This window comes from Variovorax sp. efr-133-TYG-130 (assembly GCF_030208835.1).
GTDB lineage: Bacteria > Pseudomonadota > Gammaproteobacteria > Burkholderiales > Burkholderiaceae_C > Variovorax.
Map to the genome: position 1 here is coordinate 139945 of NZ_JARVTD010000023.1, position 22914 is coordinate 162858.

The following is a 22914-nucleotide window of genomic DNA, read 5'->3' on the forward strand; positions in this document are numbered from 1 at the left end:
GGAGCCGCGCGCATGACATATCCCTTTCTCGGCCGGCTCCGGGTCATCGAGAGTTCCGCCTTCATCGCTGCGCCGCTGGCGGGCCTGACGCTCGCGCAGTTCGGCGCCGACGTGATCCGTGTCGACATGATCGGCGGCGGCATCGACTACGCGCGCATGCCCCGCATGCCGCACCCGCGTGGCCAGGGCCGCAGCCTCTACTGGACCGGGCTCAACAAGGGCAAGCGCTCGGTGGCGGTCGATCTGCGCCGGCCGGAAGGCCGCGAGCTGATCCAGGCGCTGGCCACCGCGCCGGGCCCGGATGCCGGCGTGCTGCTGACCAACATCGGCACGCCCTGGCTGGCCCACGAGGTGCTGGCCGCGCGGCGCCCCGACCTGATCAGCTGCACCATCCAGGGCAATGGCGACGGCAGCACGGCGGTCGACTACACGGTGAACTGCGCCACCGGCTATCCCGCCGTCACGGGCGGCGGGTCGCGCGAGCATCCGGTCAATCATGTGCTGCCCGCCTGGGACATCGCGTGCGCGTACCAGGCGGCCTTCGCGGTGCTTGCCGCGGTCGACCATCGGCGCCGCGGCGGGCAGGGCGCTGAACTCAAGCTGGCACTCTCGGACATGGCCTTCGGCATGCTGTCGCACCTGGGCGTGCTGGCCGAAGCGGAGCTGCTGGGGCAGGAGCGGCCTTCCATCGGCAACCATCTCTACGGTGCCTTCGGGCGCGACTTCGGAACCGCTGACGGCGGCCGCATCATGGTGGCGGCAATCTCCGCCGGCCAATGGAAGGCGCTGGTGGCGTGCTGCGGCATCGCGGAACCCGTCGACGCGCTGCAGCAACGTCTTGGCCTCGACTTTGCAGACGAGGCGCAGCGCTTCGAGGCGCGCGACGCCATCGCGGAACTGGTCGAGCCCTGGTTCGCCGCTCGTACGCGGCAGGCGGCGCAAGCGGCGCTCGAACAGCACAAGGTCTGTTGGGGCCGCTACGGCACGGTGGGCGAAGCGCTGGCGGGAGACGCACGCGCGAGCCTGGCCAACCCGGTGTTCGAGCGCATCGACACCCCCGGCATCGGCGCCCACCTCGCGGCGGGTGCGGCGGTGCGTGCAACTTGCATGGAACGCGAAGCCACCCCGCCGGCCGCGCTGCTCGGTACCCATACCGACGAGGTGCTGCATGAAGTACTGGGCCTGAGCGGTGCAGCCATCGGGCGGCTGCACGACGCACGCCTCGTGGCTGGACCGCAGCGCGATCCGACGGTGGCGGACCCGGTCGCTCCCTAGGGGCCGCCCGGCGCCTTCAGCGCGCCGCCACCAGCTGGCGCAGATCGTCCTGGTAGGCCTGCAGCCGGCGCACCGCCTGCGCGCGCTGGCTGGCGGTCGTGCCGTTGTGCAGTGCGGCGGTGTTGCGGCAGCCTTCTTCCAGCAGCGCCTGCTGCTGGTCGCGCCAGCGGCCGGGCGGCGGCTCGGCGACGCGCTGGATGTAGGCGTGCAACGCGGCGCGCGCCTCGGCCGGCGTGGGCTTGTCGGCGACGAAGCCGCGCAGCAGCGCCAGCGCTTCCTGCTGGCGCTGGCGGCGTTCGGCGTCCGCCAGCTTCGGGTCGAACACCGACTGCGCGACCTGCTGCCTGAGCAACTCGCGCTGCTCGGTGCTCAGGCGGCCGTAGAAGTCCTCGGTGCGGTCGAGGAACTGGTCGTAGCGCTTTTCCTGCACCTGGGCCGGCGTGCGGTCGAGCCATTCCTTGCGATAGGTGGCGTTGTTCTTGGCGTATTTGCGTTCCAGCTGCTGCAGCTGGGCGGCCGTCAGGCTCAGCGCGAGCTGGGCGCCGGCGGTTTCCGCATGGTCGGTCACGGCCAGCAGGCGCTCGCGGATGCGGTCGGCCATGGTGCAGACCTGCGCCGGCGTCACCTCGCCGGGCGCCAGCGCCTGTGCCTCCTGCAGCAGCGAGGCGATGCGCGGCAGCTCGTTCTGCCGGTGCCAGTCCAGCAGCTGGGCGAGTTCGTCGCGCACCTTCGGGGCCTGCTCGCTGTCGAAATCGAGGTAGCCGTCCAGCCACCAGTAGCTCACGGTGGGCAGGTTGTTGTAGGCCAGCCGGATCGCGCTGCAGGCCCCCAGCGCGGCGGCCAGGAGCAGCACGCCGATAATCCGCGCCATTGCCGCGCAACGAAATCGGGAAGAAAAACGCATGAATCAGACTCCGCAACAACACACGCCGGGACCGGTGGACATCGTCATCATGGCTGCCGGCAAGGGCACGCGCATGAAGAGCAGGCTGCCCAAAGTGTTGCATCGATTGGCCGGCCGCGCACTGTTGGCGCATGTGACGGGCACCGCCGGGCGCATCGGCGCGCGCGATGTGGTGGTGGTCACGGGCCACGGCGCCGCCGAGGTCGAGGCGGCCATGGCCGGCGGCATTGCCGGCGCCACGCTGCGCTTCGCCCGCCAGGAGCCGCAGCTGGGCACGGGCCACGCGGTGCTGCAGGCGGCGCCGCTGCTGCCCGACGACGGCACGGTGGTCGTGCTGTCGGGCGACGTGCCGCTCATCGGCGAAGACACGCTGCGTGCGCTGGTGGCGGCCAGTGCGGGCGGCAAGCTGGCGCTGCTGACCATCGAATTCGACGACCCCACCGGCTACGGCCGCGTGATCCGCTCGGCCGCCAACGGCGACGTGACCGCCGTGGTCGAGCACAAGGACGCCACCGAGGCCCAGCGCGCCGTGCGCGAGATCTACAGCGGCGTGATGGCCGTGCCGGCACGGCTGCTCAAGGGCTGGCTCGCGCGGCTGGACAACAAGAACGCCCAGGGCGAGTACTACCTGACCGACGTCGTGAAGCTCGCGGCCGCCGACGGCGTGCCCGTGGTCGCGCACATCACCACCGACGCGCTGCAGGTGGCCGGCATCAACAGCCCGGCCCAGCTCGCCGCGCTGGAGCGCGCCTGGCAGCTGCGCCAGGCTCAGGCGCTGATGGAGCAGGGCGTGCGCCTGGCCGACCCGGCGCGCTTCGACCTGCGCGGCACGCTCGAGTGCGCCGGCGATGTGGAGATCGACGTCAACTGCATCTTCGAGGGCGCCGTGTCGCTGGGCGAGGGCGTGCGCATCGGTGCCAACTGCGTCATTGCCAATGCGCGCATCGAGGCCGGCGCGGTGATCCACCCGTTCACGCACATCGAAGGCGAGAAGGCCGGCGTGAGCGTGGGCGCGGGCGCGCTCATCGGCCCGTTCGCGCGGCTGCGGCCCGGCGCGCAACTGGGCGCGGAGGTGCACATCGGCAACTTCGTCGAGGTCAAGAACTCCACGCTGGCCGCCGGCGCCAAGGCCAACCACCTGGCCTACTTGGGCGACGCCACCGTGGGCGAGCGCGTCAATTACGGGGCGGGTTCCATCACGGCCAACTACGACGGCGCCAACAAGCACCGCACCGTGATCGGCGACGACGTGCACGTGGGCAGCAACTGCGTGCTGGTCGCGCCCATCACCCTGGGCGCGGGCGGCACCATCGGCGGCGGCTCGACCATCAACAAGTCGACCGAGCCCGGGGCGCTGACCGTCTCGCGCGCCAAGCAGGTCAGCTTTCCCAACTGGAAGCGTCCGCAGAAGAAGCCGAAGGCCTGAGGACGGCCTTCAGGCCCCGGGTGCCGACAGCGGCAGCCGGGGCTCGAACTTGGCGCGCTTGAGGCTGAAGAAAGCCTTGACGTTGCGCACGTTCGCATCGGCCGTGAACAGGCGCTGCGCGAGCGCGCCGTAGTCCGGCATGTCGCGCGCCGCGACGATCAGCACGAAGTCGGGGCCGGGCGACACGCGCCAGCACTGCTGCACCGCGTCGTCTGCGATCACGCGCGCCTCGAAGGCGTCGAGCGAGCCAGCGTCCTGCCTGTCGAGCGAAATCTCGACCACCGCCTGCAGGCCGTGACCGAGCACCGTGGCCAGCCGGTCGGGCGACAGCAGCGCGACCTGGCGCTCGATGAGGCCTTCTTCTCGCAGCCGCTGCACGCGCCGCAGGCAGGTGGGCGGGGAGATGCCGACATCCGCGGCCAGGCGCTGGTTGGTCTGCGAGGCGTCGCGCTGCAGGGCGTCGAGCAGGCGCAGGTCGGTTGAATCGAGGGTGATTGATTCCATATTCAATCGAATTATGGAATAAATATTCAAATAGCCGAAAGAGAGAAATAAAATTCCGAAATCATATGAATTTCGAATGCATATTTCTTGGCTGTCTTCCTACCATCGAGCCTCTTCTTCATTCAAAGGCAGATCACCATGTGCGGCATCGTCGGGGCAGCGTCCCATCGCAACATCGTTCCGGTCCTGGTACAGGGCCTTCAGCGGCTCGAGTACCGCGGCTATGACTCGTGCGGCGTGGCGGTGCATGCCGGCGGCCTGACGCGGGCGCGCACCACCTCGCGCGTGGCCGACCTCGTGGCGCAGGTGCGCGACGACAAGGTCGAAGGCCTCACCGGCATCGCCCACACACGCTGGGCCACCCACGGCGCGCCGGTCGTGCACAACGCGCATCCGCACTTCAGCCACGGCCCCGGCGCCGGTGCGCAGGGCGCGCGCCCGGGCCGCATCGCGCTGGTGCACAACGGCATCATCGAGAACCACGAGCCGCTGCGCGCCGCGCTCGAAGCCAAGGGCTACGTGTTCGAGAGCCAGACTGACACCGAAGTCATCGCCCACCTGGTCGACAGCCTCTACGACGGCGACCTGTTCGAAGCCGTCAAGGCCACGGTGCTGCAATTGCACGGCGCCTACGCAATTGCCGTGATCTGCCGCGACGAGCCGCATCGCGTGGTCGGCGCACGCGCAGGCTCGCCGCTGATCCTGGGCGCCGGCAAGGACGGTGCGGAGAACTTCCTCGCGAGCGACGCGATGGCCCTGGCCGGCGTGACCGACCAGATCGTGTACCTGGAAGAAGGCGACGTGGTCGACTTGCAGCCGGGCAAGTACTGGATCGTCGACAGGAACCACAAGCCGGTGACGCGCCAGGTGCGCACCGTGCTCGCCCACAGCGGCGCGGCCGAACTGGGCCCCTACCGCCACTATATGCAGAAGGAAATCTTCGAGCAGCCGCGCGCCATCGGCGACACGCTCGAGGGCGTGGAAGGCATCGTGCCCGAGCTGTTCGACGGCATCGGGCAGGACGGCGCTACCGGAGCCAGCGCGCACCGCGTGTTCCAGGACATCGACAAGATCCTCATCCTCGCCTGCGGCACCAGCTACTACAGCGGCTGCACCGCCAAGTACTGGCTGGAGAGCATCGCGAAGATCTCCACGCAGGTCGAGATTGCGAGCGAGTACCGCTACCGCGACTCCGTGCCCGACCCCAGGACGCTGGTCGTCACCATCAGCCAGTCGGGCGAAACCGCAGACACGCTGGCTGCGCTGAAGCATGCGCGCTCGCTGGGCATGGAGCAGACGCTGACCATCTGCAACGTCGCCACCAGCGCGATGGTGCGCGAGTGCAAGCTGGCGTACATCACGCGCGCCGGGGTGGAAATCGGCGTGGCGTCGACCAAGGCCTTCACCACGCAACTCGCCGGCCTGTTCCTGCTGACGCTCGCCATCGCGCAAAGCAAGGGCCACCTGAGCGAAGCCGACGAGGCGCGCTACCTCAAGGAAATGCGCCACCTGCCCGTCGCGCTGCAGTCGGTGCTGGCGCTGGAGCCGCAGATCATCGGCTGGGCCGAAGACTTCGCGCGCAAGGACCACGCGCTGTTCCTGGGGCGCGGGCTGCACTATCCGATCGCGCTCGAAGGCGCGCTCAAGCTCAAGGAAGTGACCTACATCCACGCCGAAGCCTACGCCGCCGGCGAACTCAAGCACGGCCCGCTCGCGCTGGTCACGAGCGAAATGCCCGTGGTGGCCGTGGCGCCCAACGACGCGCTGCTCGAAAAGCTCAAGAGCAACCTGCAGGAAGTGCGCGCGCGCGGCGGGGTGCTCTACGTGCTGGCCGACGGCGACACGAAGATCACCAGCAGCGAAGGGCTGCACGTGATCCGCATGCCCGAGCACTACGGCGCGCTCTCGCCGATCCTGCACGTGGTGCCGCTGCAGCTGCTGGCGTATCACACGGCGGGTGCGCGGGGCACCGACGTGGACAAGCCGCGCAACCTGGCGAAGAGCGTGACGGTGGAGTGAGGCTGCGGGCTGCGGTGCCGTCGTCGCAGCCCGTCAGAACTTCGCCTGCAGGCCCGCCACCACTTGCCGGCCCAGTCCGGGCAGCACCGTCAGGTTGTTCCACGAAGCAACGTAGAAGGTCTTGTCGAACAGGTTGTTGACATCGAGGGTGACGCGAACGCGCGGATTGACCTGCCAGTAGGCCGTCAGGCGCACGGTGGTGTAGGCAGGCAGCCGGTAGGTGTCGGTGGCGTTGCCGGTGCGCTCGCCCACGTGCACCACGCCGCCGCCGATGCCATAGCGGCCGTCGAACAGCCTGTCCTCGCGGATGGCGAACAGGCCGCCGCTGACGCGCGGGATGTTGGCCAGCCTGCGCCCGAGCATGGCCGGGTTGTTGTCGCGGGTGACTTCGGTGTCGGTATAGGCCAGGTTCCCGGTGAGGCGCCAGTGCGCGTCCAGCTGGCCGGCAACGTCGGCCTCGATGCCGCGGCTGCGCGCCTGGCCGGCGGCCACGTTGAAGTTGGCGTTGGTCGGGCTGCGGGTGAGCACGTTGCTCTTGCGGATGTCGAACACCGCCATCGTGGCGGTCAGCCGCTCGTCGGCCGACAGCCATTTGGCGCCGGCTTCCAGCGCGCGGCCCGATTGCGGCGCGAACGCATTGCCGTTCTCGTCTCCACCCGAATTGGGCTTGAAGGACTTGCCGGCGCTGGCATAGAAGGACAGCCGGTCGCTCACGAGATACGTGATGCCCACGCGCGGCGAAGTGGCCGAGTGGCTCTGGGCGGTGGACTTGCGTGCCAGCAGGTCGTCGTAGTCCTGGTGGAAGCGGTCGAAGCGCACGCCGGCCAGCAGCTTCCATTGCGGCGACAGGTCGATCTGATCCTGCACGAAGACGCCGGTGGCGCGCTGATCGTCGCGTGTGTTGAACAGGGGCGAGAGCGGCGCCGTGCGGGCCTGGCCGTAGAGCGGCTGGTAGATATCGATCGCATATGGCGCCCTGGCCACGCTCGAATACTCGCCGTACTGACCCATGAAGAGCCGCCAGGACTCCACGCCCGCCAGCAGCGTGTGGCCGATGCCGCCCGTGCTGAACTTGCCCTCGACTTCGGCCTGCACCGACGTGTCGCGCGACGGCAGGCTGCGCCAGCTGTCCCGTCGATTGAGGGTGCGGCTGTCGGCGCGCAGCGTGCTGTTGAGGTCGACCGCGTCGCCGAAGTAACGGGTCTCGCGGTAGGACGTGCCGACCCGGGCGCGCCAGCCCTGGCCCAGTTCGCGGTCCACCGTCAGTTGATGGGTGTCGCCCTCGATGTGCATGTTGTCCCGGTCGGGCTCACCGAGGAAGCGGTCGCGCGGAAGAACGCCGGCATTGCCGTTGATCTGGATCAGGCCGCGGTCGAGCGGCGCGCGGATGCGCACGAGTTCGGCTTCGTACTGCACCACCGTGCGGCTGTCGGGAGTCCATGTGAGCGCCGGTGCCAGTACCTGCTTGCGGCTGTCGATCAAGCTGCTGCGGCTGGCGCCGTCCTCGGCCACTGCATTGAGCCGATAGGCGAAGCTGCTGCCCAGCGGGCCGGTGGTGTCCAGCGTCGTGCGCCGGAAACCCAGCGTGCCGAACTCCACGCCGACGTTGTGCGCGGCGGTGAATTGCGGCTTCTTCGTCACGATGTTGATGGTGCCGCCGGGCTCGCTGCTGCCGTAGAGCGCCGCGGCCGGGCCCTTGAGGAATTCGACGCGTTCGACGCTCGCCACGTCGCGCTGCGGTCCATAGCCCCGGCCCGAGGGAAAGCCGTTGAGCAGCGAGCCGCCTTCGGTGTTGCTGAAGCCCCGGATCGCAAAGTTGTCCCAGGTGCCGCCGAAGTCGTTGAGCCGCGCGATGCCGCTGACGTAGTCGATGGTGTCGCCCAGCCGCGTCGCGCCCAGGTCTTCGATCAACTGGCGCGGCACCACCCGCACCGCCTGCGGCACTTCGATCAGCGGGGTCTCGGTGCGCGTTGCCGCGGTGCCGCCGCGAGGGCCTGCATAGCCGGAAGCCGCGCCCTCCGACTGGTCGTGGATCTCGGTCGTCTTGAGCGTGTTGGCGGAGCCGGCATCCGGCGCCTGCTGCGCGAGCAGTTCGGTGACAGGGGACAGCGCCAGCAGGGCGGCAAAAGCACGCGCGAAAGGAAGAGGAGAAGAAGAAGAGGTTGGAAAAATCACGGGAAAGTTGCGCTGTGAGAGGGCCGATGGCCGGGCGACAGGAGAAGCCCGGGTCGCGACGTCGAAACAACGCCGCGAAGGGTCGTGATGATAATGAATCTCATTTGTGAATTCCTGTTATCAAGACGCCTTGGCCGGCAACTGCAACGAGCCGGTGGCGCTGCGCGTCGTGCGCTGAAAGACAATCGGCCCGTGATCCCCGCCGAAGAAAAGAACCCGCCCGCCGCGGATGCCGCCGTCGCCGTGCCGCGCCCGTTGCCATTGGCCGCCCGCTGGCTGCTGCTGGCCTTTGCCGCGCTGTGCCTGGTGCTGGCCGTCATCGGCGTGATCGTGCCGGGCATGCCGACGACGGTGTTCGTGCTGATGGCCGCGTGGGCCGCGGCGCGCAGCTCGCCGCGGCTGCATCGCTGGCTGCTGGAGCACCGGCTGTTCGGCCCCATCCTGCGCAACTGGGAGAACGGGCGCACCGTGAGCCGCCGCGCCAAGTGGAGCGCCACCGCGGCGATGGCGTTCTGCGCCGTCGTCATCGCGCTTACCGCGCACAAGGGCTGGCTCGCGGGCCTCGGCATCGGCTCGATGGCCGTCGTGCTCGCGTGGCTCTGGCGGCGGCCGGAGCCGGCGGTGCCTGACTGATGGCGACGGCCGCTCCACAATGCGGCCTTCGTCCCAGGAGATTGAATAGTGAAGCCACAACCCATCGAGTACGCCGCCGCCTCCGACGACGTCAAAGCCGTGTTCGACGACATCAAGACTTCGCGCAACGTGCCCGACGTCAACAACTTCTGGAAGTACCTCGCCAACGATCCCGCCACGCTCAAGCGCACCTGGGGCAGCCTCAAGGAGGTGATGGCGCCCGGCGCGCTCGATCCGGTGGTCAAGGAAATGGTCTACCTCGCGGTGAGCGTCACCAACAACTGCGGCTACTGCATCGCCAGCCATCATGCGGGCGCGGCCAAGGCCGGCATGACGCCGGAGATGTTCGCGGAGCTGATGGCCGTGGTCGGCATGGCCAACGAGACCAACCGGCTGGTCAACGGCTACCGCGTGCCGATCGATCCGGCGTTCGAGAAGTAGAAGGCCGGATCAGCCGATCGTCATCAGGCTTGCGTTGCCGCCCGCTGCCGCGGTGTTGACGCTGAGCGCGCGTTCTACCACCAGGCTTTCGAGCGGAATGTCCGCGTCGCCCGGCTCAAAAGCGCGCACGCCGACGATGGGGCCGGGCCGCGCGGCAATGCGCTGCATCGCGTCGGCCAGGGTACTGTCGTCGCCGTGGTGCAGCGCGGCGTCGAAGGCCACGGTCGGCGAGCGCCAGTCGCTGGCGATGGCCACGCTCTGCTGCACCTCTGCCGGCAGCGACGCACGCAGGGCCTGCGTGTCGGCATCGGCCGGCCAGATGGCGGCGCTGCCCACCGACAGCACGGCCGCCAGTTGCGCCAGCCGGTCGGCCTCGGTGCCGGCCAGGCAGAGCACCGCCTCGCGCGGCAGCAGCGTGTAGACGTTGCGCTCGCCGGTCGGGCCGGCCAGCGTGCGTGAATCGCCGGCGCGCGACAGCGATGCGAAGCGCGCGCATTGCGCGGCCAGCGCGTCGCGCCCGGTCTTCCGGGCCCAGCGGGCCAGCGCCGACAGGCCTGCGTTCGGCACCGCCTCGGAAGCGCCTTCGCCATCCATCGCCCGCGCCATCGCATCGTCGGGCCGCTTCGACAGCATGCGCAGCATGTACAGCGGCCCGCCCGCCTTCGGCCCCGTGCCCGACAGCCCTTCGCCGCCGAAGGGCTGCACGCCCACCACCGCGCCCACGATGTTGCGGTTGACGTACACGTTGCCCGCCTTCGCGTGCTGCACGATCTGCGCGATGGTCTCGTCAATGCGCGTGTGCACGCCCAGCGTCAGGCCGTAGCCCGTGCCGTTGATCTGCCCGACCAGCGCGCCGAGGTCGCGCCGGCGGTAGCGCACCAGGTGCAGCACCGGGCCGAACACTTCGCGCTGCAGTTCCGAAATGCTGTCCAGCTCGATCAGCGTGGGCATCACGAAGGTGCCGTGGCGCGTGTCCTGCCCATGCTCGCGGCCCTGGCGGTAGACCTTGTGGCCGCGCGCGCGCATGGCCGCGATGTGGCGCTCGATGCCGTCGCGCGCCTCGGCGTCGATCACCGGGCCCACGTCCACGGCCAGCCGTGCGGGGTTGCCGATGCAGGCCTCGGCCATCGCGCCTTCGAGCATCTCGACCAGCCGGTCGGCCGCTTCTTCCTGCACGCACAGCACGCGCAGCGCCGAGCAGCGCTGGCCGGCGCTGTCGAAGGCCGAGGCCATCACGTCGGTGACGACCTGCTCCACCAGCGCGGAGGAGTCCACGATCATCGCGTTCTGCCCGCCCGTCTCCGCGATCAGCGGCACCGGCGCGCCGTGGGCACCGAGGCGCTGCGACAGCGTCTTCTGCAGGATGCGCGCGACCTCGGTCGAGCCGGTGAACATCACGCCCTGCACACGCGCGTCGGCGACCAGGCTGGCGCCCACCGTCTCGCCGCGGCCCGGCAGCAGCTGCACCGCGGCGCGCGGCACGCCGGCCTGCCACAGCAGGCGCACCGCCTCTGCGGCGACCAGCGGCGTCTGCTCGGCCGGCTTGGCGAGCACCGGGTTGCCGGCCGCGAGCGCGGCGGCCACCTGGCCGGTGAAGATCGCCAGCGGAAAATTCCACGGGCTGATGCACACCATCGGGCCGAGCGCGCGGTGCGTGTCGTTCGAAAAATCGCTGCGCGCCTGCGCCGCATAGAAGCGCAGGAAGTCCACCGCCTCGCGCACTTCGGCAATGGCGTTGGCATAGGTCTTCCCGGCCTCGCGCGCCAGCAGCCCGAGCAGGCGCGGCATCTGTTCTTCGAGCAGATCGGCGGCGCGCTCGAGCATGGCGGCACGCTCGGCGGGCGGCGTGGCGGCCCAGGCGCCGGCAGTGCCCGCGGCTTGCAAAACGGCGGATTCGACATCGGCCGGCGTGGCCTCCCACACCTGCCCGACCACATCGCGATGGTCGGCGGGGTTCAGCACATCGGCCGGTTCGGCTTGCGTGACGGCATCCACCGCTAGCATCGGCCCGGCATGCCAGCCCTCATGCGCGGTGGCCTGCAGGCTCTGGCCCAGCAGGCGCAGGCTGTCGTCGTTCGCGAGATCGAGTCCGCGCGAGTTGCGGCGCTGCGTGCCGTACAGCGCCGCAGGCAGCGCGATGGCCGGATGCGGCAGCCCCACCGTGCCTTCCTGCGCGGCCATGTGTTCCACCGTTGCCACCGGGTCTTCCACCAGCGCTTCGAGCGAAATCGTCGGGTCGGCGATGCGGTTCACGAACGAGGTGTTCGCGCCGTTTTCCAGCAGGCGGCGCACCAGGTAGGCCAGCAGCGTTTCGTGCGTGCCCACGGGCGCATAGATGCGGCACGGCCGCCCGAGCGGGCCGACCACCTGCTCGTACAGCGGCTCGCCCATGCCGTGCAGGCACTGGAACTCGTACTGCCCCGGCTGGTAGCGCGACGGATCGGCCATCGTGTAGATGGCGGCCAGCGTGTGCGCGTTGTGCGTGGCGAACTGCGGGTACACCGCCTCCGGCGCGGCGAGCAGCCTGCGCGCGCAGGCGAGGTAAGACACGTCGGTGTAGGCCTTGCGCGTGTAGACCGGGTAGCCGTCGAGGCCGTCGATCTGCGCGCGCTTGATCTCGCTGTCCCAGTAGGCGCCCTTCACCAGCCGCACCATCAGCCGGTGGCGGCTGCGGCGCGCGAGGTCGATCACGTAGTCGATCACGAAGGGGCAGCGCTTCTGGTAGGCCTGGATCACGAAGCCGATGCCGTTCCAGCCCGCGAGCGCCGGCTCGAAGCACAGGCGCTCCAGCAGGTCGAGCGACAGCTCCAGCCGGTCGGCTTCCTCGGCGTCGATGTTCAGGCCGATGTCGTAGCGCTGCGCCAGCAGCGTCAGTTCGCGCAGCACCGGGTACAGCTCCGCCATCACGCGCGCGTGCTGCGCGCGGCTGTAGCGCGGGTGCAGCGCCGACAGCTTGATGGAGATGCCCGGGCCCTCATACACGCCGCGCGCATTCGAGGCCCTGCCGATCGCGTGAATCGCCTCTTCATAGGCGAGCTTGTAGCGCCTGGCGTCTTCCATGGTGAGCGCGGCCTCGCCCAGCATGTCGTACGAATAGCGAAAGCCCTGCGCCTCCAGTTCGCGCGCGTTGCCCAGCGCCTGCGCGATGGTTTCTCCGGTGACGAACTGCTCGCCCATCATGCGCATCGCCATGTCCACGCCCTTGCGGATCAGCGGCTCGCCGCCCTTGCCGATCAGGCGCGTGAGCACGGCCGACAGGCCGGTCTCGCTGTGCGTGGCCACCAGCTTGCCGGTCAGCAGCAGGCCCCAGGTGGCGGCGTTGACGAACACCGACGGGCTGCGGCCCGCATGCGTCTGCCACTGGCCGTGGGCGATCTTGTCGCGGATCAGCGCGTTGCGCGTCTCGGCATCGGGAATGCGCAGCAGCGCCTCGGCCAGGCACATGAGCGCGACGCCTTCCTGGGACGACAGCGCGTACTCCTGCAGCAGCCCCTGCACGAGGCCGGCACGGCCGCTCGCGTTCTTGCGCGAGCGCAGTTGCCGCGCGATGCGATGCGCCAGCGCATGCGCCTCTTCGGCCTGCCCGCGCGGCAGGCGGGCCTGTTCGAGAAGCGGCGGCAATGCCTCGGTTTCGGCACGGCGCCAGGCCGCGGTGATCTGCTCGCGCAGCGGCGAAGGCCCGGGCGGCAGGCCGTCGGCGAATGCCGCGAAGGAGGAGGGCAGGGGGTCGGAGTCGGTGGTGGTGGTGCTCATGGGCGGCTCGTGCTGGAGATATGTTGGATGATCTGCGCCTGATCGCCGAATTTGTGTTCGAAGATTTGTTGTTCGACAGAGTAAATCGCTAGGTTCAGAGCGACTGGCGCAGTCAGGTTCGCAGATGGCGGCAGGCAGAGAATCCGCCATCCATCCCTTTTTTGGAATTTCGCGAACATGCCCAGCTGCAGAAGGCTCCTTCTTTTCCTCGCGGCCGCGTGCCTGCCGGTGTGTTGGCCGGCCTATGCGGCGGCAGCCGACCCCTCCGCCTGCACGGCCTCGGCGGCCGCGGAATGCCTGCGCAGCTTCACAGCGGACGGTGCCGCAGGTGCGCTGCACTACTACGCCTCGCTCGATCCCGCAGCCGGGCCGACCAAGGCGCTCATCGCCATGCACGGCCACTCGCGCGACGCCAACAAGACCTTCGAGGCAACGCTGCGCACCGTTCGCAACGCCGGCACGCTGGACGACACGCTGGTGATCGCGCCGCTGTTCCAGGTGCCCGCCGACAAAGCCGCGGCAGGCCGCTGCAACACGCCGGGCCTGCCCGCGCCGCAGCCTGGTGACCTGCTGTGGACCTGCGGCTCCTGGCTCGAAGGCGGCCGTTCGGCATCGGGCAGCCGCATCGGCTCGTTCGCGGTCATGGACGCGCTCGTGGCCGAGCTGGTGCAGCGCTGGCCGGGCCTGCGCACCATCACCATCGCGGGCTTCTCGGCCGGCGGGCAGTTCGTGCAGCGCTATGCCGCCTTCGCGCGGACCGGCGGGACTGCGGGCACGGCGGGCAAGGTCGCCATCCGCTACGTGGTCGCCGACCCGAGCACGTGGCTCTATTTCGACCCGGTGCGCCCTCGGTTCGCACCCGACGGCACGTCGGTCGCGGGATTCGCGGTGCCCGACGCCGCCGCATGCCCCGAAACGAACCGCTGGAAGTACGGCACCGACGACCTGCCCGCGCACCTCGGGCGCAGCGCTGAACAGGCCCGCCGGCAGTACGCGGAAGCCGACATCAGCTACCTCGAAGGCGCGCTCGACAGCAACGACGCCAAGGGCACGGCCTACCGCGTTCTCGACCGCTCCTGCGCGGCGCTCGCGCAAGGCACCTTCCGCCTGCAGCGCGGCCTGGCCTATGCGCAGTACGACCGCGCGGTGCTCGCGCCCGAGAAGCAGCGCCAGGTGGTGGTCGTGCCGGGCTGCGCGCACGACGTGGCCTGCGTCTTTCCTTCGGAAGCCGCGCGTGCCGCATTGATCGGCCCTTCGCGGTGAGGGCGAACTGCTAAGAGAAGAGGCTTGACGTAGATTCCGTCATAGTGGATATTTAATCCAATATGAAGGAAATTGAAGAAGCCTCCTCCGGGCTGAACGACCGCATCGCGCAGCGCGTGCGCGACCTGCGCGCGCAGCGCGGCCTGTCGCTCGACGCGCTGGCGACGCACTGCGGCGTGAGCCGTTCCATGATCTCGCTGATCGAGCGCGGCGAAAGCAGTCCCACCGCCGTGCTGCTCGAAAAACTCGCGACCGGCCTCGGCGTGTCACTGGCCTCGTTGTTCGAGGCGCCGGCGCCCGCCGCTGATCCGGTGTCGCGGCTGGCCGGCCAGCTGCAGTGGCGCGACCCGCACTCCGGCTACGTGCGGCGCAACGTGTCGCCCAGCGTCTTCGCTTCGCCCTTGCAGATCGTCGAGGTGCTGTTTCCGCCCAAGGCTCGCGTGGCCTACGAAAGCTCGGCGCGCGAGCCGCTCATCCACCAGCAGGTGTGGGTGCTCGACGGCGTCATCGAACTCACACTGGGCGACGAGAGCCACCGGCTTTCCACCGGCGACTGCCTGGCGATGGTGCTGGACCGCCCCATGAGCTACTACAACCCCTCTCGCGAGACCACCCGCTACGCCGTGGTGATCGCGACCCTGCCTTTTTCCTGGAAATGAGCGACATGACCAACCTCGAAGCGCCGCGCATCCGTCTTCTTTCGGCGGTGGATGATGACCAGCTGCAAGCGCTGGCCGACCTGCTGATCGACTGCGTCGAGGGCGGCGCGTCGGTCAGCTTCATGCATCCGCTCACGCCCGAGCGCGCACAGGCTTTCTGGCGCAACGTGGCCGCGGGCGTGGCCGCCGGCGAGCGCGACTTGCTGGTGGCCGAAGACGCCGAAGGCATCGTCGGCACCGTGCAGGTGGTGCTGGCGCAGCCCGAGAACCAGCCGCACCGCGGCGAGGTTTCCAAGATGCTGGTGCACCGCAGGGCGCGGCGCCGGGGCATCGGCGAGCTGCTGATGCGCGCTGCCGAGCAGCAGGCGCGCGAGCGCGGCAAGACGCTGCTGGTGCTCGACACCTCCAGCCCCGAGGCCGAGCGGCTCTACGTCCGCACGGGCTGGACGCGGGTGGGCAGCGTTCCCGGCTTTGCGCTGCTGCCGCGGGGCGAGCCGTGCGCCACCACCTTTTTCTATCTGGACCTGGCCTGGGCCTAGCGCGCGCCGAACGCCGCGTTCTCGAACAGGTCCTTGAACTCGCGCGGCTGCGAGCGCCAGTACTGGTGCGGCGCCTTCACCTGCGCGCCCAGCTCGGCCGCCGCGTGCCACGGCCAGCGCGGGTCGTACAGCATCGCGCGGGCCAGCGACACCGCGTCGGCCTGCCCGTCGGCAATGATGGCCTCGGCATGGGCCGGCTCGGTGATGAGCCCCACGGCGATGGTCGGCAGCCCGACCTCGGCCTTGATGCGTTGCGCGAACGGCACCTGGTAGCCCGCGCCCAGCGTGATGGCCTGCTGAGGCGACACGCCGCCGCTCGACACATGGATGGCCGCGCAGCCGCGCGCCTTCAGTGCTTGCGAGAACGCGACCGTGCCGTCGAGGTCCCAGCCGCCGGGCACCCAGTCGCTGGCCGACACGCGCACCCACACCGGCCGCTCGGCCGGGAAGGCTTCGCGCACCGCGTCGAACACTTCGAGCGGAAAGCGCATGCGGTTCTCCAGGCTGCCGCCGTATTCGTCGTCGCGGTGGTTGGCGATGGGCGACAGGAACTGGTGCAGCAGATAGCCGTGCGCCGCGTGGATCTCGATGCCGTCGATGCCCAGCCGCGTCGCGCGCCGTGCCGCCGTCACGAAGGCATCGCGCACGCGCCGCAGGCCGGCGGCGTCGAGTGCGATGGGCGGGTCTTCGGTGGGCGAATGCGGAACGGGCGAGGGCGCATATGCCTTCCATCCGCCGGGCTCGCCGGGGCGGATCTGCTTGCCGCCTTCCCAGGGCGCGCGGCTCGATGCCTTGCGCCCCGCGTGCCCCAGCTGCATGGCGATCTTGATGGGCGAAAAAGCGCGCGTGGCATGCAGCACCCGCGCCAGGCCTTCTTCATTGGCATCGGAATAAAGGCCAAGGTCGCCGGGGGAGATGCGCCCTTCGGCCTCCACTGCCGTCGCTTCGATGATCAGCAGCCCCGCGCCGGAAAGCGCCAGGTGGCCGAGGTGGATCAGATGCCAGTCGCCCGGCGTTCCCTCCGTGGCGGAGTACTGGCACATGGGCGCGATGATGATGCGGTTGTCTATCTCAAGCTGGCCGAGCTTCAGGGGCTCGAACAGGCGGGGCGGGAATGTTGGTTGACTCATGATGAGGGTGCGGCTCCACAGGAGCGGCAATTCTGCGGCGCGGGCGCGATTCGCATGCCGGCCGGCGCAGAAGCCTTGCGGCTCGATGCGGTATCGAATGCGTGTGTGTCGGATGCCTTCAGGGCGTGCTCACGCCGACGGGGTGCCTTGCTCCGCGAATGTCCCCCGCCCTTCGGGCTCCTCCTTTATTTCGCTGCGCAAGGCACCCCATCGGCACACCCAACACCGAAATGTTCGAAGGCTGCTTGCCTCGCGGCAGGTCGTCGGTGCGAAAGCAGCGATGCAAATGCGAGGTATCAAAAGGCGACGGCCGAGGTGTATCGAGCACCCCGACCGTCTAACCAGGTTCGTGCAACCACCTTGGAAGGAACCGCACAAAAATGGCTAGCAAGACTATAGCCCGGCCAACTATGCCGGTAGCTTCCGAAGACAACGCCCAGGACCCGGCGGATCTTCTCGAAAACACCCTCTCGCAACTCGAAGCCCTGCTGTGGGTCTGCCACGGCGAAGGCATCGACTGGCACAACGGTGAAGGGCCTCGGCAACTGGACAACCTGCTCTGGCTTGCGGCTGATATGGCTCGCAAGGCGGGGGAGCTGTTTCAGCTGAACGAGAAGGCGCGACGCGCAGCGCCTGAGACCGGCGGCTAGCGGCTGGCGCGCTCTGATGGGTTGCCTAGCCGGGTAGCTTTGCCGCAAGCACGTCGACACTTTGAATGGATGGCGGCTCGGAGAACAACTCCCCCGCCTGTGCCATCAAAGCCGCCGCAACCTTGCCCGACAGATGCGCTTGGCGGCCTGCGTCATCCGGAAAGGCATCGAAGATTCCGAAGGTCGACGGCCCAAGGCGAATGCCGAACCAGGCGGTAGTGGCTGGCTCTTCCATGACGAGAGGAAGACCACCCTTGAGAAAACTCTCGACCTCTTTCTCTTTCCCGGGTTTCGCTTCCAGGCGAACAAACAACGCGACTGTGACCATGACATGCTTCCTTTCTTTCAAAGAATGCGACCGGTCCTGGTCGCATAGGGAAGCGCAGTCTGCGCCATTTCAATGTCCATGTTGCCGACTATTTTTGGTTCATCGGCGCTCGCCGTTCGTAAAAAGCTCAGCGGCGCACCCGCGCATATCCATCTGCAACTCGTCCCAGCGTTCGAACCACCAACGCCACAGCCGCACTCATCGTGCGCAGGACGCCGGGTGCTCCCCGCAGCGAATGTCCTCCGCCCCTCCTTTATTTCGCTGCGCAGGCCACCTCATCGGCGTGAGCGTTCGGCGCTGCTGTGGAAGGTATGCCACGGCGAAGGCATCGACTGGCACAACGGTGAAGCGGCTCGGCACTGGGCAATCTGCTCTGGCTTGCGGCTGATATGGCTCGCAAGGCGGGGGAGCTGTTTCAGGTGAGCGAGAAGGCGCGACGCGGAGCGCCCGAGCCCGGCTGACAGCGGTCGATCTGCGGGCCGCAGATTCAGGTGCGACAGCTGAAGCTTCCGTGATGGCGGAAATTCGGCTTGATTGAGGTGGCTTGTGGGTCCATGGCCCAACCAGCCATTCAGCTGGCCACTTGGATGAACCCCGTAAGCTTTGGAGGGCAGGACTTGCCGGTTTGCGCGTTTCGCTGCCCGCCAGCTTGCTCCAGGTACTCGACAAACCCGTCGAAGGCATTCAACAAGGGCTGGAACCGCTCCGCGTCTCCTTCCAGTTGGCTCAAGGCGTAGCAGGTCGCCTCCAGCGTGGACAGTTGGTCGGGTCCATGGGCTTTGCGGATACGGTAGTGCGAAGGCGGCAGGTTGCGCAGGGCCAAGCGGGGCAACTGTTGCAGTGGCGGGCTTTGGTAGAGCATCTTTCGGCTTTTGCGCCAGGTGCCGTCCAGCACGACCAGACGCAGGCGCGACTGGGCTTGCAGCCACTCGGGCGGTAGCTGGGGTGGGACCCGCAAGTCCGGGGCGGTATCTTGCAGACTGTCCGGGTACAGCAGCAGCGTGTGCTTGCCGTCCACCGGCCAGACCGGCACGGCGAATGCCTCACCCACCACCAGGCGGCAGTGCGCCAAGCTGAGGTGCAGCAGGCGGGCACTGCCTTTGGCCTGGTGTACCTCCAGCGGGTGCTGCAGCACCAGTACCTCCACCGCATGGGCGGTGGGCGCGACCCAGCGGCAAATGCAGCCGCTCAGCGGACGCAGGCAAGCGGTGCACTTGGGGCGTGGGGCTAGAGCGGCGGACATGGCTGGAGTTTATTCAGCGTGCCTAGCTAGACAGTGCATGGAGGGAGATGTCTTTTAGCTTTGGCGGGACCGGCAACCTTGGACAATGCGGGAAGACCGCAGAGGGGCCTGAGCAGTCTTGCGACTCGCTTGAGAGCAGACATTCTCGCAATCGGAAACCACGTCCGCAGCTAAGGGCAACGCAAAACCACCGACGCACCAATAGCCTCAAGGGCCTCAGCGATAGGTCGGAGCTCCGCGTCTACTGGCCACCCTGCTTTGATCCTGAAATTGCCGTTTTCGAGCAACGCCTTAACTTCACTCGGGCTGCGGCCTGTGACTCGACGAATGATGTTGAACACCCTTGATCGATTTTGGCCAATGGATGTCAGCCAGAGTTCTGGATCTGGACATGGACCATAAGAGAGAGGAGGTTCGAAGGCACCGTACTCCTGCTTCAAGCAAGTCATGGCGTCACTCAACGGCTTAGATGCCAAAGCCCGTGCCGCTGGCAGGTGGACAGGGCAAAACCATTCCATGGATCGAGGGTGCCCAGCTGCGCCTTCAGGAAGAGGCAAGTAGTCTGAGAACCTTACGTATCCACCTCCAGCTTGGAAGTACCACGACTCGCAGCGGCAATCCCTGTGGCAGAGGTGACAGTACTGGGTCTTCATATGGGCTTCGTCCGCAGTTGCACGCAAAAGTCCGAATTTGGCCGAGGTTTGACGGCCGCTGCTAACGGCTGGTTGTGGCCGCAAGCCGCGATACATTGTCGGCATGTGTGCGATCAGAAGCAGATTGGCCTATCGAGCGCTTCCGCATCCGCACAGAGGGCTTGCATGGTTTGCTCAAAACCTCTCAAGAACGCCTCGGTACTTGGCTCGTCGCAGTGAACTACAAATAGTTGAGAAACCTCTTCGCGCAACTGAGGCATCAATTCCATCGGCACTGAATCACCACCGTGCGTGCCGTTGTACAACACATGCCCTACCAAAATAGGGAAAGTCTTTCCTGTTCCGTTTGCTCCAAGCTGCTCTCGAAGCATCCCAACGAGGGAAACGTTGCCTATCGGCCTTCTCGCATAGATACCTGACTCGTGTTCACAGGCCGATTCATTCCATTGATCAAATTCGAGCTCGGCTTCCAGATCAAGACCTTCCGTGCTTCTTGAACCATCAGAGTCGACAAACACGTTCCACTCGGACTTCGGTTGCGAAGCTAAGAGCCCTTTTTCAAGGCAGTTGCAGTAGACGCACGCGGAAACACCCATAACAACCTTCCTAAAAAGTGAAGCGCCACCTTGGCGCGGAGCGAAACAGGGCCACGGCATTGAGGGTCTGCATTTGGCCGATTGTCGTCAGCCAACCCTCATCGGGCTTTGGCATCTGTGCCAAGAACAGCACGGTGTGTCGCAGGCGACACCAAGACCCGACTCCCGATAGGAACGACTGCCTTTTCGACGTTGAGCAAGGATACGACCACGCGCCACGTCCGGGTTCGCTGCTCGTCGGTGGGAGCATTTCCAAAGTTGAAGTGCATCATGTGAAGGCGAGCCTGCGCCATGACTTCCTTGCCGTCCGGCGCGACCACAACGACCTGTTCTGCGACATTCTTCCACCCGGCCCGCACTGGGAAATCCGGCACCAAGGTCAGGCCAATTCCTGAGAGCTGAAATCGCTCTGCCACGGTCAGCAATTCGACTGACTTCGCTGAATTGGACTCCTGCAACGAATGACTGGGCTTGGCCGGAAGCACTCTAGACATCGAGGGCTCGCTGCCTGCGGATCTGACGTTTCTGCTCGGCACTGGGTGGCTTGTAGGCGCCGGAAAGACGGCGTCGGAGCGACTTCAACGCGGCGGCTTTTGCGCGCCTCACGGTCGGATCGGTCACCGTCTGCGCCTCTGCCCACTCCAGCGCTCCCTCTATTGGAGCCCCTCTCAAGGCACATAGGCAAAGTGTCTGCTGATGTGATGTGGTGGCGCTGGCGAATGTCTCGATCACCAGGTCTCTCAACTTCTCCTGCTGATCTTGCGGCAGTACCAGACCGTCGTCGAAACTCGTCAACGTATTCAGCGCGCTGAGCGCTTGCCAGAATGGATCGCTTGGCTCGTCTGAAAGCGCAGTGGTCGACATGCAGTAGTCCAACAGAGCCGTGACGCAAGACGCGGTGCGAACTTGCTCAAGAACCGCAATGGCAAACGTCGCGAGCGTCCGATCGGTCAGCAAGTGCTGCAGCGACGCAACGCCGCCGCGGCCGTACGCGACGCAGGCCACGGCCCAGCGCGCGAGCGGCGCCACCCTCGAGCCGTCCTCAAGCAGACCGTCTTCGTGCCATCCGTGTTGCTTGGACAGCCGCTCAATCTCATCGGCGCCGTCAGCGCCATACGCCAGAGAAAACCGAATCAAATCTTCTGGATGAACCGAGCCACCATAGGACAGCGGTCCGGGGCCCTTGGCGGCCTTGCGAGCAAGATCATTGAATTTCATCGGAATTCGGTACGCATGCTTTTGTAGCCGTCGTGTCGTTTGTCAGCTCGCCGTGATCGGAGACCAGGTCGCCGTGATGAGAGCCCGCTTCTGGCCGACTGTAGCCGGTCTCAGCCATCGCAAAAGCCCCTTCACGGCCGCTCGGCGTATGGCAGACTCGCCGCGATTCAACTTCAGGCTGACGGCGGTCAAGTGAGCACTTCTGAGATTTTCCTGATCGCGATGCTGATCATCTTTTCGCTCCCATATCTGGTGTGGCGTCTTGGTCGAACCGATTATTTCGCGCCGCTTGTGGTGGTGCAGATCATCACGGGCATCGTGCTTGGCCCGGGCGTGCTGGGGGCGATGTTCCCCGACTACTACAAGTTCGTCTTCAACGGGCCGGTGATCCAGTCGCTCAATGGAGTCGCGCAGTGGGCCGTGATGATGTTCGTCTGGATCGCAGGCATCGAGCTGGATCTGCGCAAGGCTTGGGAGCATCGTCGCGAGAGCGGGATCACGGCTGGCCTTGCGCTTGGCGTGCCTCTTGTCTTTGGCGCGGCGGCGGCACTGGCGCTGCTTTCCTATCCAGGCTGGATAGGGGCGAAGGCGACCCATTGGCAGTTCGTGCTGGGCATCGGCATGTCGTGCGCCGTGACCGCTTTGCCGATCCTGATTCTGCTGATGGAGAAGCTGCAGATTCTTCGCCAACCAATCGGCCAGCGCATCCTGCGCTACGCGAGCCTGGACGACATCGCCATCTGGGGTGTGCTGGCGCTGATTCTCATGGACTGGGAGCGGGTGGGCAAGCAGGCTGGCTTCCTCGTGGTCTTCGCAGTCTCCGCGGCCGCGTTTCGCTGGCTGATGGTGCGCGTGCCCGAGCGCGACCGGTGGTATGCGGGTCTTATCTGGCTTGCGGCCTGCGGTCTGGGCGCCGACTGGTGCGGCCTGCACTACATGGTCGGCGCATTCATCGCCGGCGCGGTGATGGACGGGGAGTGGTTCGATCAGGAGCAAATGGACTGGCTGCGCCACAACGTCCTGTTGGTGGTGATGCCGGTCTTTTTCCTGAGCACCGGACTGCGCACCAACTGGCAGGTGGGCGGCACGGCGGTCTTCCTGGTCGCGGCGGTACTGCTGGTGGCCTCGGTGGCCGGCAAGCTCATCGGACTCGGCATGGCCGGCCGGCTGTTGAAATGGCAGCCGGGCGAGGGCTCTCTGATCGGTTGGCTGCTCCAGACCAAAGCCCTCATCATGATCATCTTCGCCAACGTCCTGCTGGACAAGGCGATCATCACCAACGAGACCTTTACGGCGCTTCTCGTCATGGCAGTTGCGAGCACCATGCTGACCGTGCCCGCGGTGACTCCAAAGCTCCGGAGGATGCAAGAGATCGTGTTTCGCTCGCGTTGACCAGCCTCGCTCGTCGGCTCGTCCTCGCGGTGGTCTTGGGCAAGCCACGCTTCCTGTGAGCGTCAGCTATTGATTGGCCGTCGACAAGACCAATCCCATGGATTGACGGGATG

General features: G+C 67.2%; 20 protein-coding genes. 10 read left to right on the forward strand and 10 right to left on the reverse strand.

From position 1 onward, the window contains the following. Positions 1-12 precede the first annotated feature (12 nt). Positions 13-1275, forward strand: coding sequence for a CoA transferase (locus tag QRN67_RS20185; protein WP_285413266.1), 1263 nt, complete (start codon positions 13-15; stop codon positions 1273-1275). Between the two features lie 16 nt (positions 1276-1291). On the opposite strand, the gene QRN67_RS20190 is transcribed toward QRN67_RS20185, so the two are convergent. Beyond that, entirely contained in the window at positions 1292-2146 is an 855-nt protein-coding gene (locus QRN67_RS20190; RefSeq protein WP_285413267.1) for a DUF6279 family lipoprotein, read from the reverse strand. A 31-nt stretch (positions 2147-2177) separates the two neighbouring features. On the opposite strand from QRN67_RS20190, the gene glmU reads away from it, so the two are divergent. Beyond that, positions 2178-3605 carry a bifunctional UDP-N-acetylglucosamine diphosphorylase/glucosamine-1-phosphate N-acetyltransferase GlmU gene (glmU, locus tag QRN67_RS20195; RefSeq protein WP_285413269.1) on the forward strand — a complete coding sequence of 476 codons (1428 nt, stop codon included), beginning with the start codon at positions 2178-2180 and terminating at the stop codon, positions 3603-3605. Between the two features lie 9 nt (positions 3606-3614). Here the strand turns inward: glmU and QRN67_RS20200 are convergent, their stop codons facing one another. Next, positions 3615-4109: an Lrp/AsnC family transcriptional regulator gene (locus QRN67_RS20200; RefSeq protein ID WP_081268440.1), complete on the reverse strand. Its 495-nt coding sequence runs from the start codon at positions 4107-4109 to the stop codon at positions 3615-3617. 138 nt (positions 4110-4247) lie between these two features. Between QRN67_RS20200 and glmS the strand changes: the two genes are divergently transcribed. Continuing rightward, on the forward strand, positions 4248-6128 hold the full coding sequence (glmS, locus tag QRN67_RS20205; protein ID WP_081268439.1) for a glutamine--fructose-6-phosphate transaminase (isomerizing): 1881 nt from the start codon (positions 4248-4250) through the stop codon (positions 6126-6128). 33 nt (positions 6129-6161) lie between these two features. On the opposite strand, the gene QRN67_RS20210 is transcribed toward glmS, so the two are convergent. Continuing rightward, positions 6162-8303: a TonB-dependent siderophore receptor gene (locus tag QRN67_RS20210; RefSeq protein WP_285413272.1), complete on the reverse strand. Its 2142-nt coding sequence runs from the start codon at positions 8301-8303 to the stop codon at positions 6162-6164. 192 nt (positions 8304-8495) lie between these two features. Between QRN67_RS20210 and QRN67_RS20215 the strand changes: the two genes are divergently transcribed. Continuing rightward, positions 8496-8936, forward strand: a complete 441-nt coding sequence (locus tag QRN67_RS20215) for a YbaN family protein (protein ID WP_253819882.1) — start codon at positions 8496-8498, stop codon at positions 8934-8936. 48 nt (positions 8937-8984) lie between these two features. Next, entirely contained in the window at positions 8985-9377 is a 393-nt protein-coding gene (locus tag QRN67_RS20220) for a carboxymuconolactone decarboxylase family protein (RefSeq protein WP_503010922.1), read from the forward strand. 9 nt (positions 9378-9386) lie between these two features. On the opposite strand, the gene putA is transcribed toward QRN67_RS20220, so the two are convergent. Continuing rightward, complete coding sequence (gene putA, locus QRN67_RS20225; protein WP_285413274.1) at positions 9387-13130, reverse strand: trifunctional transcriptional regulator/proline dehydrogenase/L-glutamate gamma-semialdehyde dehydrogenase; 3744 nt, start codon at positions 13128-13130, stop codon at positions 9387-9389. A gap of 177 nt (positions 13131-13307) precedes the next feature. Here putA and QRN67_RS20230 point away from each other — a divergent pair, with 177 nt between their 5' ends. The 3 genes from QRN67_RS20230 to QRN67_RS20240 all read left to right on the forward strand — a co-directional run bounded on the left by QRN67_RS20230 (position 13308) and on the right by QRN67_RS20240 (position 15591). Continuing rightward, positions 13308-14393 (forward strand): hypothetical protein, encoded by a 1086-nt coding sequence (locus tag QRN67_RS20230; protein WP_285413276.1) that lies wholly within the window; start codon positions 13308-13310, stop codon positions 14391-14393. A 62-nt stretch (positions 14394-14455) separates the two neighbouring features. Then, positions 14456-15052, forward strand: a complete 597-nt coding sequence (locus tag QRN67_RS20235) for a helix-turn-helix domain-containing protein (RefSeq protein ID WP_285413278.1) — start codon at positions 14456-14458, stop codon at positions 15050-15052. A gap of 5 nt (positions 15053-15057) precedes the next feature. Next, positions 15058-15591, forward strand: a complete 534-nt coding sequence (locus QRN67_RS20240; protein WP_503010923.1) for a GNAT family N-acetyltransferase — start codon at positions 15058-15060, stop codon at positions 15589-15591. Here the strand turns inward: QRN67_RS20240 and QRN67_RS20245 are convergent. Continuing rightward, entirely contained in the window at positions 15588-16721 is a 1134-nt protein-coding gene (locus QRN67_RS20245; protein WP_285413282.1) for an NADH:flavin oxidoreductase/NADH oxidase, read from the reverse strand. The genes QRN67_RS20240 and QRN67_RS20245 overlap by 4 nt on opposite strands. Positions 16722-17101: 380 nt before the next feature. On the opposite strand from QRN67_RS20245, the gene QRN67_RS20250 reads away from it, so the two are divergent. Next, the gene (locus tag QRN67_RS20250) at positions 17102-17371 is read left to right on the forward strand and encodes a hypothetical protein (protein ID WP_285413284.1); all 270 of its coding nucleotides are present in this window, start codon (positions 17102-17104) and stop codon (positions 17369-17371) included. 25 nt (positions 17372-17396) lie between these two features. Here QRN67_RS20250 and QRN67_RS20255 read toward each other — a convergent pair whose 3' ends face one another. The 5 genes from QRN67_RS20255 to QRN67_RS20275 all read right to left on the reverse strand — a co-directional run bounded on the left by QRN67_RS20255 (position 17397) and on the right by QRN67_RS20275 (position 21409). After that, positions 17397-17699: a putative quinol monooxygenase gene (locus QRN67_RS20255; protein ID WP_081268433.1), complete on the reverse strand. Its 303-nt coding sequence runs from the start codon at positions 17697-17699 to the stop codon at positions 17397-17399. A 571-nt stretch (positions 17700-18270) separates the two neighbouring features. Beyond that, complete coding sequence (locus tag QRN67_RS20260) at positions 18271-18942, reverse strand: tRNA-uridine aminocarboxypropyltransferase (RefSeq protein WP_285413286.1); 672 nt, start codon at positions 18940-18942, stop codon at positions 18271-18273. A gap of 766 nt (positions 18943-19708) precedes the next feature. Next, on the reverse strand, positions 19709-20191 hold the full coding sequence (locus QRN67_RS20265; RefSeq protein WP_285413287.1) for a hypothetical protein: 483 nt from the start codon (positions 20189-20191) through the stop codon (positions 19709-19711). Between the two features lie 98 nt (positions 20192-20289). Then, positions 20290-20616, reverse strand: a complete 327-nt coding sequence (locus QRN67_RS20270) for a hypothetical protein (protein WP_285413288.1) — start codon at positions 20614-20616, stop codon at positions 20290-20292. Between the two features lie 61 nt (positions 20617-20677). After that, positions 20678-21409: a hypothetical protein gene (locus QRN67_RS20275; protein ID WP_285413289.1), complete on the reverse strand. Its 732-nt coding sequence runs from the start codon at positions 21407-21409 to the stop codon at positions 20678-20680. Positions 21410-21601: 192 nt separating this feature from the next. Between QRN67_RS20275 and QRN67_RS20280 the strand changes: the two genes are divergently transcribed. Beyond that, complete coding sequence (locus tag QRN67_RS20280; RefSeq protein WP_234382079.1) at positions 21602-22801, forward strand: cation:proton antiporter; 1200 nt, start codon at positions 21602-21604, stop codon at positions 22799-22801. Positions 22802-22914 lie beyond the last annotated feature (113 nt).

Excerpts from the sequence above, each read along its gene's own strand:
- glmS (WP_081268439.1), top strand. The coding sequence starts at position 4,248 with ATGTGCGGCATCGTCGGGGCAGCGTCCCATCGCAACATCGTTCCGGTC.
- QRN67_RS20265 (WP_285413287.1), bottom strand. The coding sequence starts at position 20,191 with ATGGGTGTTTCCGCGTGCGTCTACTGCAACTGCCTTGAAAAAGGGCTC.
- glmU (WP_285413269.1), top strand. The coding sequence starts at position 2,178 with ATGAATCAGACTCCGCAACAACACACGCCGGGACCGGTGGACATCGTC.
- QRN67_RS20250 (WP_285413284.1), top strand. The coding sequence starts at position 17,102 with ATGGCTAGCAAGACTATAGCCCGGCCAACTATGCCGGTAGCTTCCGAA.
- QRN67_RS20185 (WP_285413266.1), top strand. The coding sequence starts at position 13 with ATGACATATCCCTTTCTCGGCCGGCTCCGGGTCATCGAGAGTTCCGCC.
- QRN67_RS20235 (WP_285413278.1), top strand. The coding sequence starts at position 14,456 with ATGAAGGAAATTGAAGAAGCCTCCTCCGGGCTGAACGACCGCATCGCG.
- QRN67_RS20230 (WP_285413276.1), top strand. The coding sequence starts at position 13,308 with ATGCCCAGCTGCAGAAGGCTCCTTCTTTTCCTCGCGGCCGCGTGCCTG.
- putA (WP_285413274.1), bottom strand. The coding sequence starts at position 13,130 with ATGAGCACCACCACCACCGACTCCGACCCCCTGCCCTCCTCCTTCGCG.
- QRN67_RS20200 (WP_081268440.1), bottom strand. The coding sequence starts at position 4,109 with ATGGAATCAATCACCCTCGATTCAACCGACCTGCGCCTGCTCGACGCC.
- QRN67_RS20255 (WP_081268433.1), bottom strand. The coding sequence starts at position 17,699 with ATGGTCACAGTCGCGTTGTTTGTTCGCCTGGAAGCGAAACCCGGGAAA.
- QRN67_RS20240 (WP_503010923.1), top strand. The coding sequence starts at position 15,058 with ATGACCAACCTCGAAGCGCCGCGCATCCGTCTTCTTTCGGCGGTGGAT.
- QRN67_RS20245 (WP_285413282.1), bottom strand. The coding sequence starts at position 16,721 with ATGAGTCAACCAACATTCCCGCCCCGCCTGTTCGAGCCCCTGAAGCTC.
- QRN67_RS20190 (WP_285413267.1), bottom strand. The coding sequence starts at position 2,146 with ATGGCGCGGATTATCGGCGTGCTGCTCCTGGCCGCCGCGCTGGGGGCC.
- QRN67_RS20260 (WP_285413286.1), bottom strand. The coding sequence starts at position 18,942 with ATGTCCGCCGCTCTAGCCCCACGCCCCAAGTGCACCGCTTGCCTGCGT.
- QRN67_RS20275 (WP_285413289.1), bottom strand. The coding sequence starts at position 21,409 with ATGAAATTCAATGATCTTGCTCGCAAGGCCGCCAAGGGCCCCGGACCG.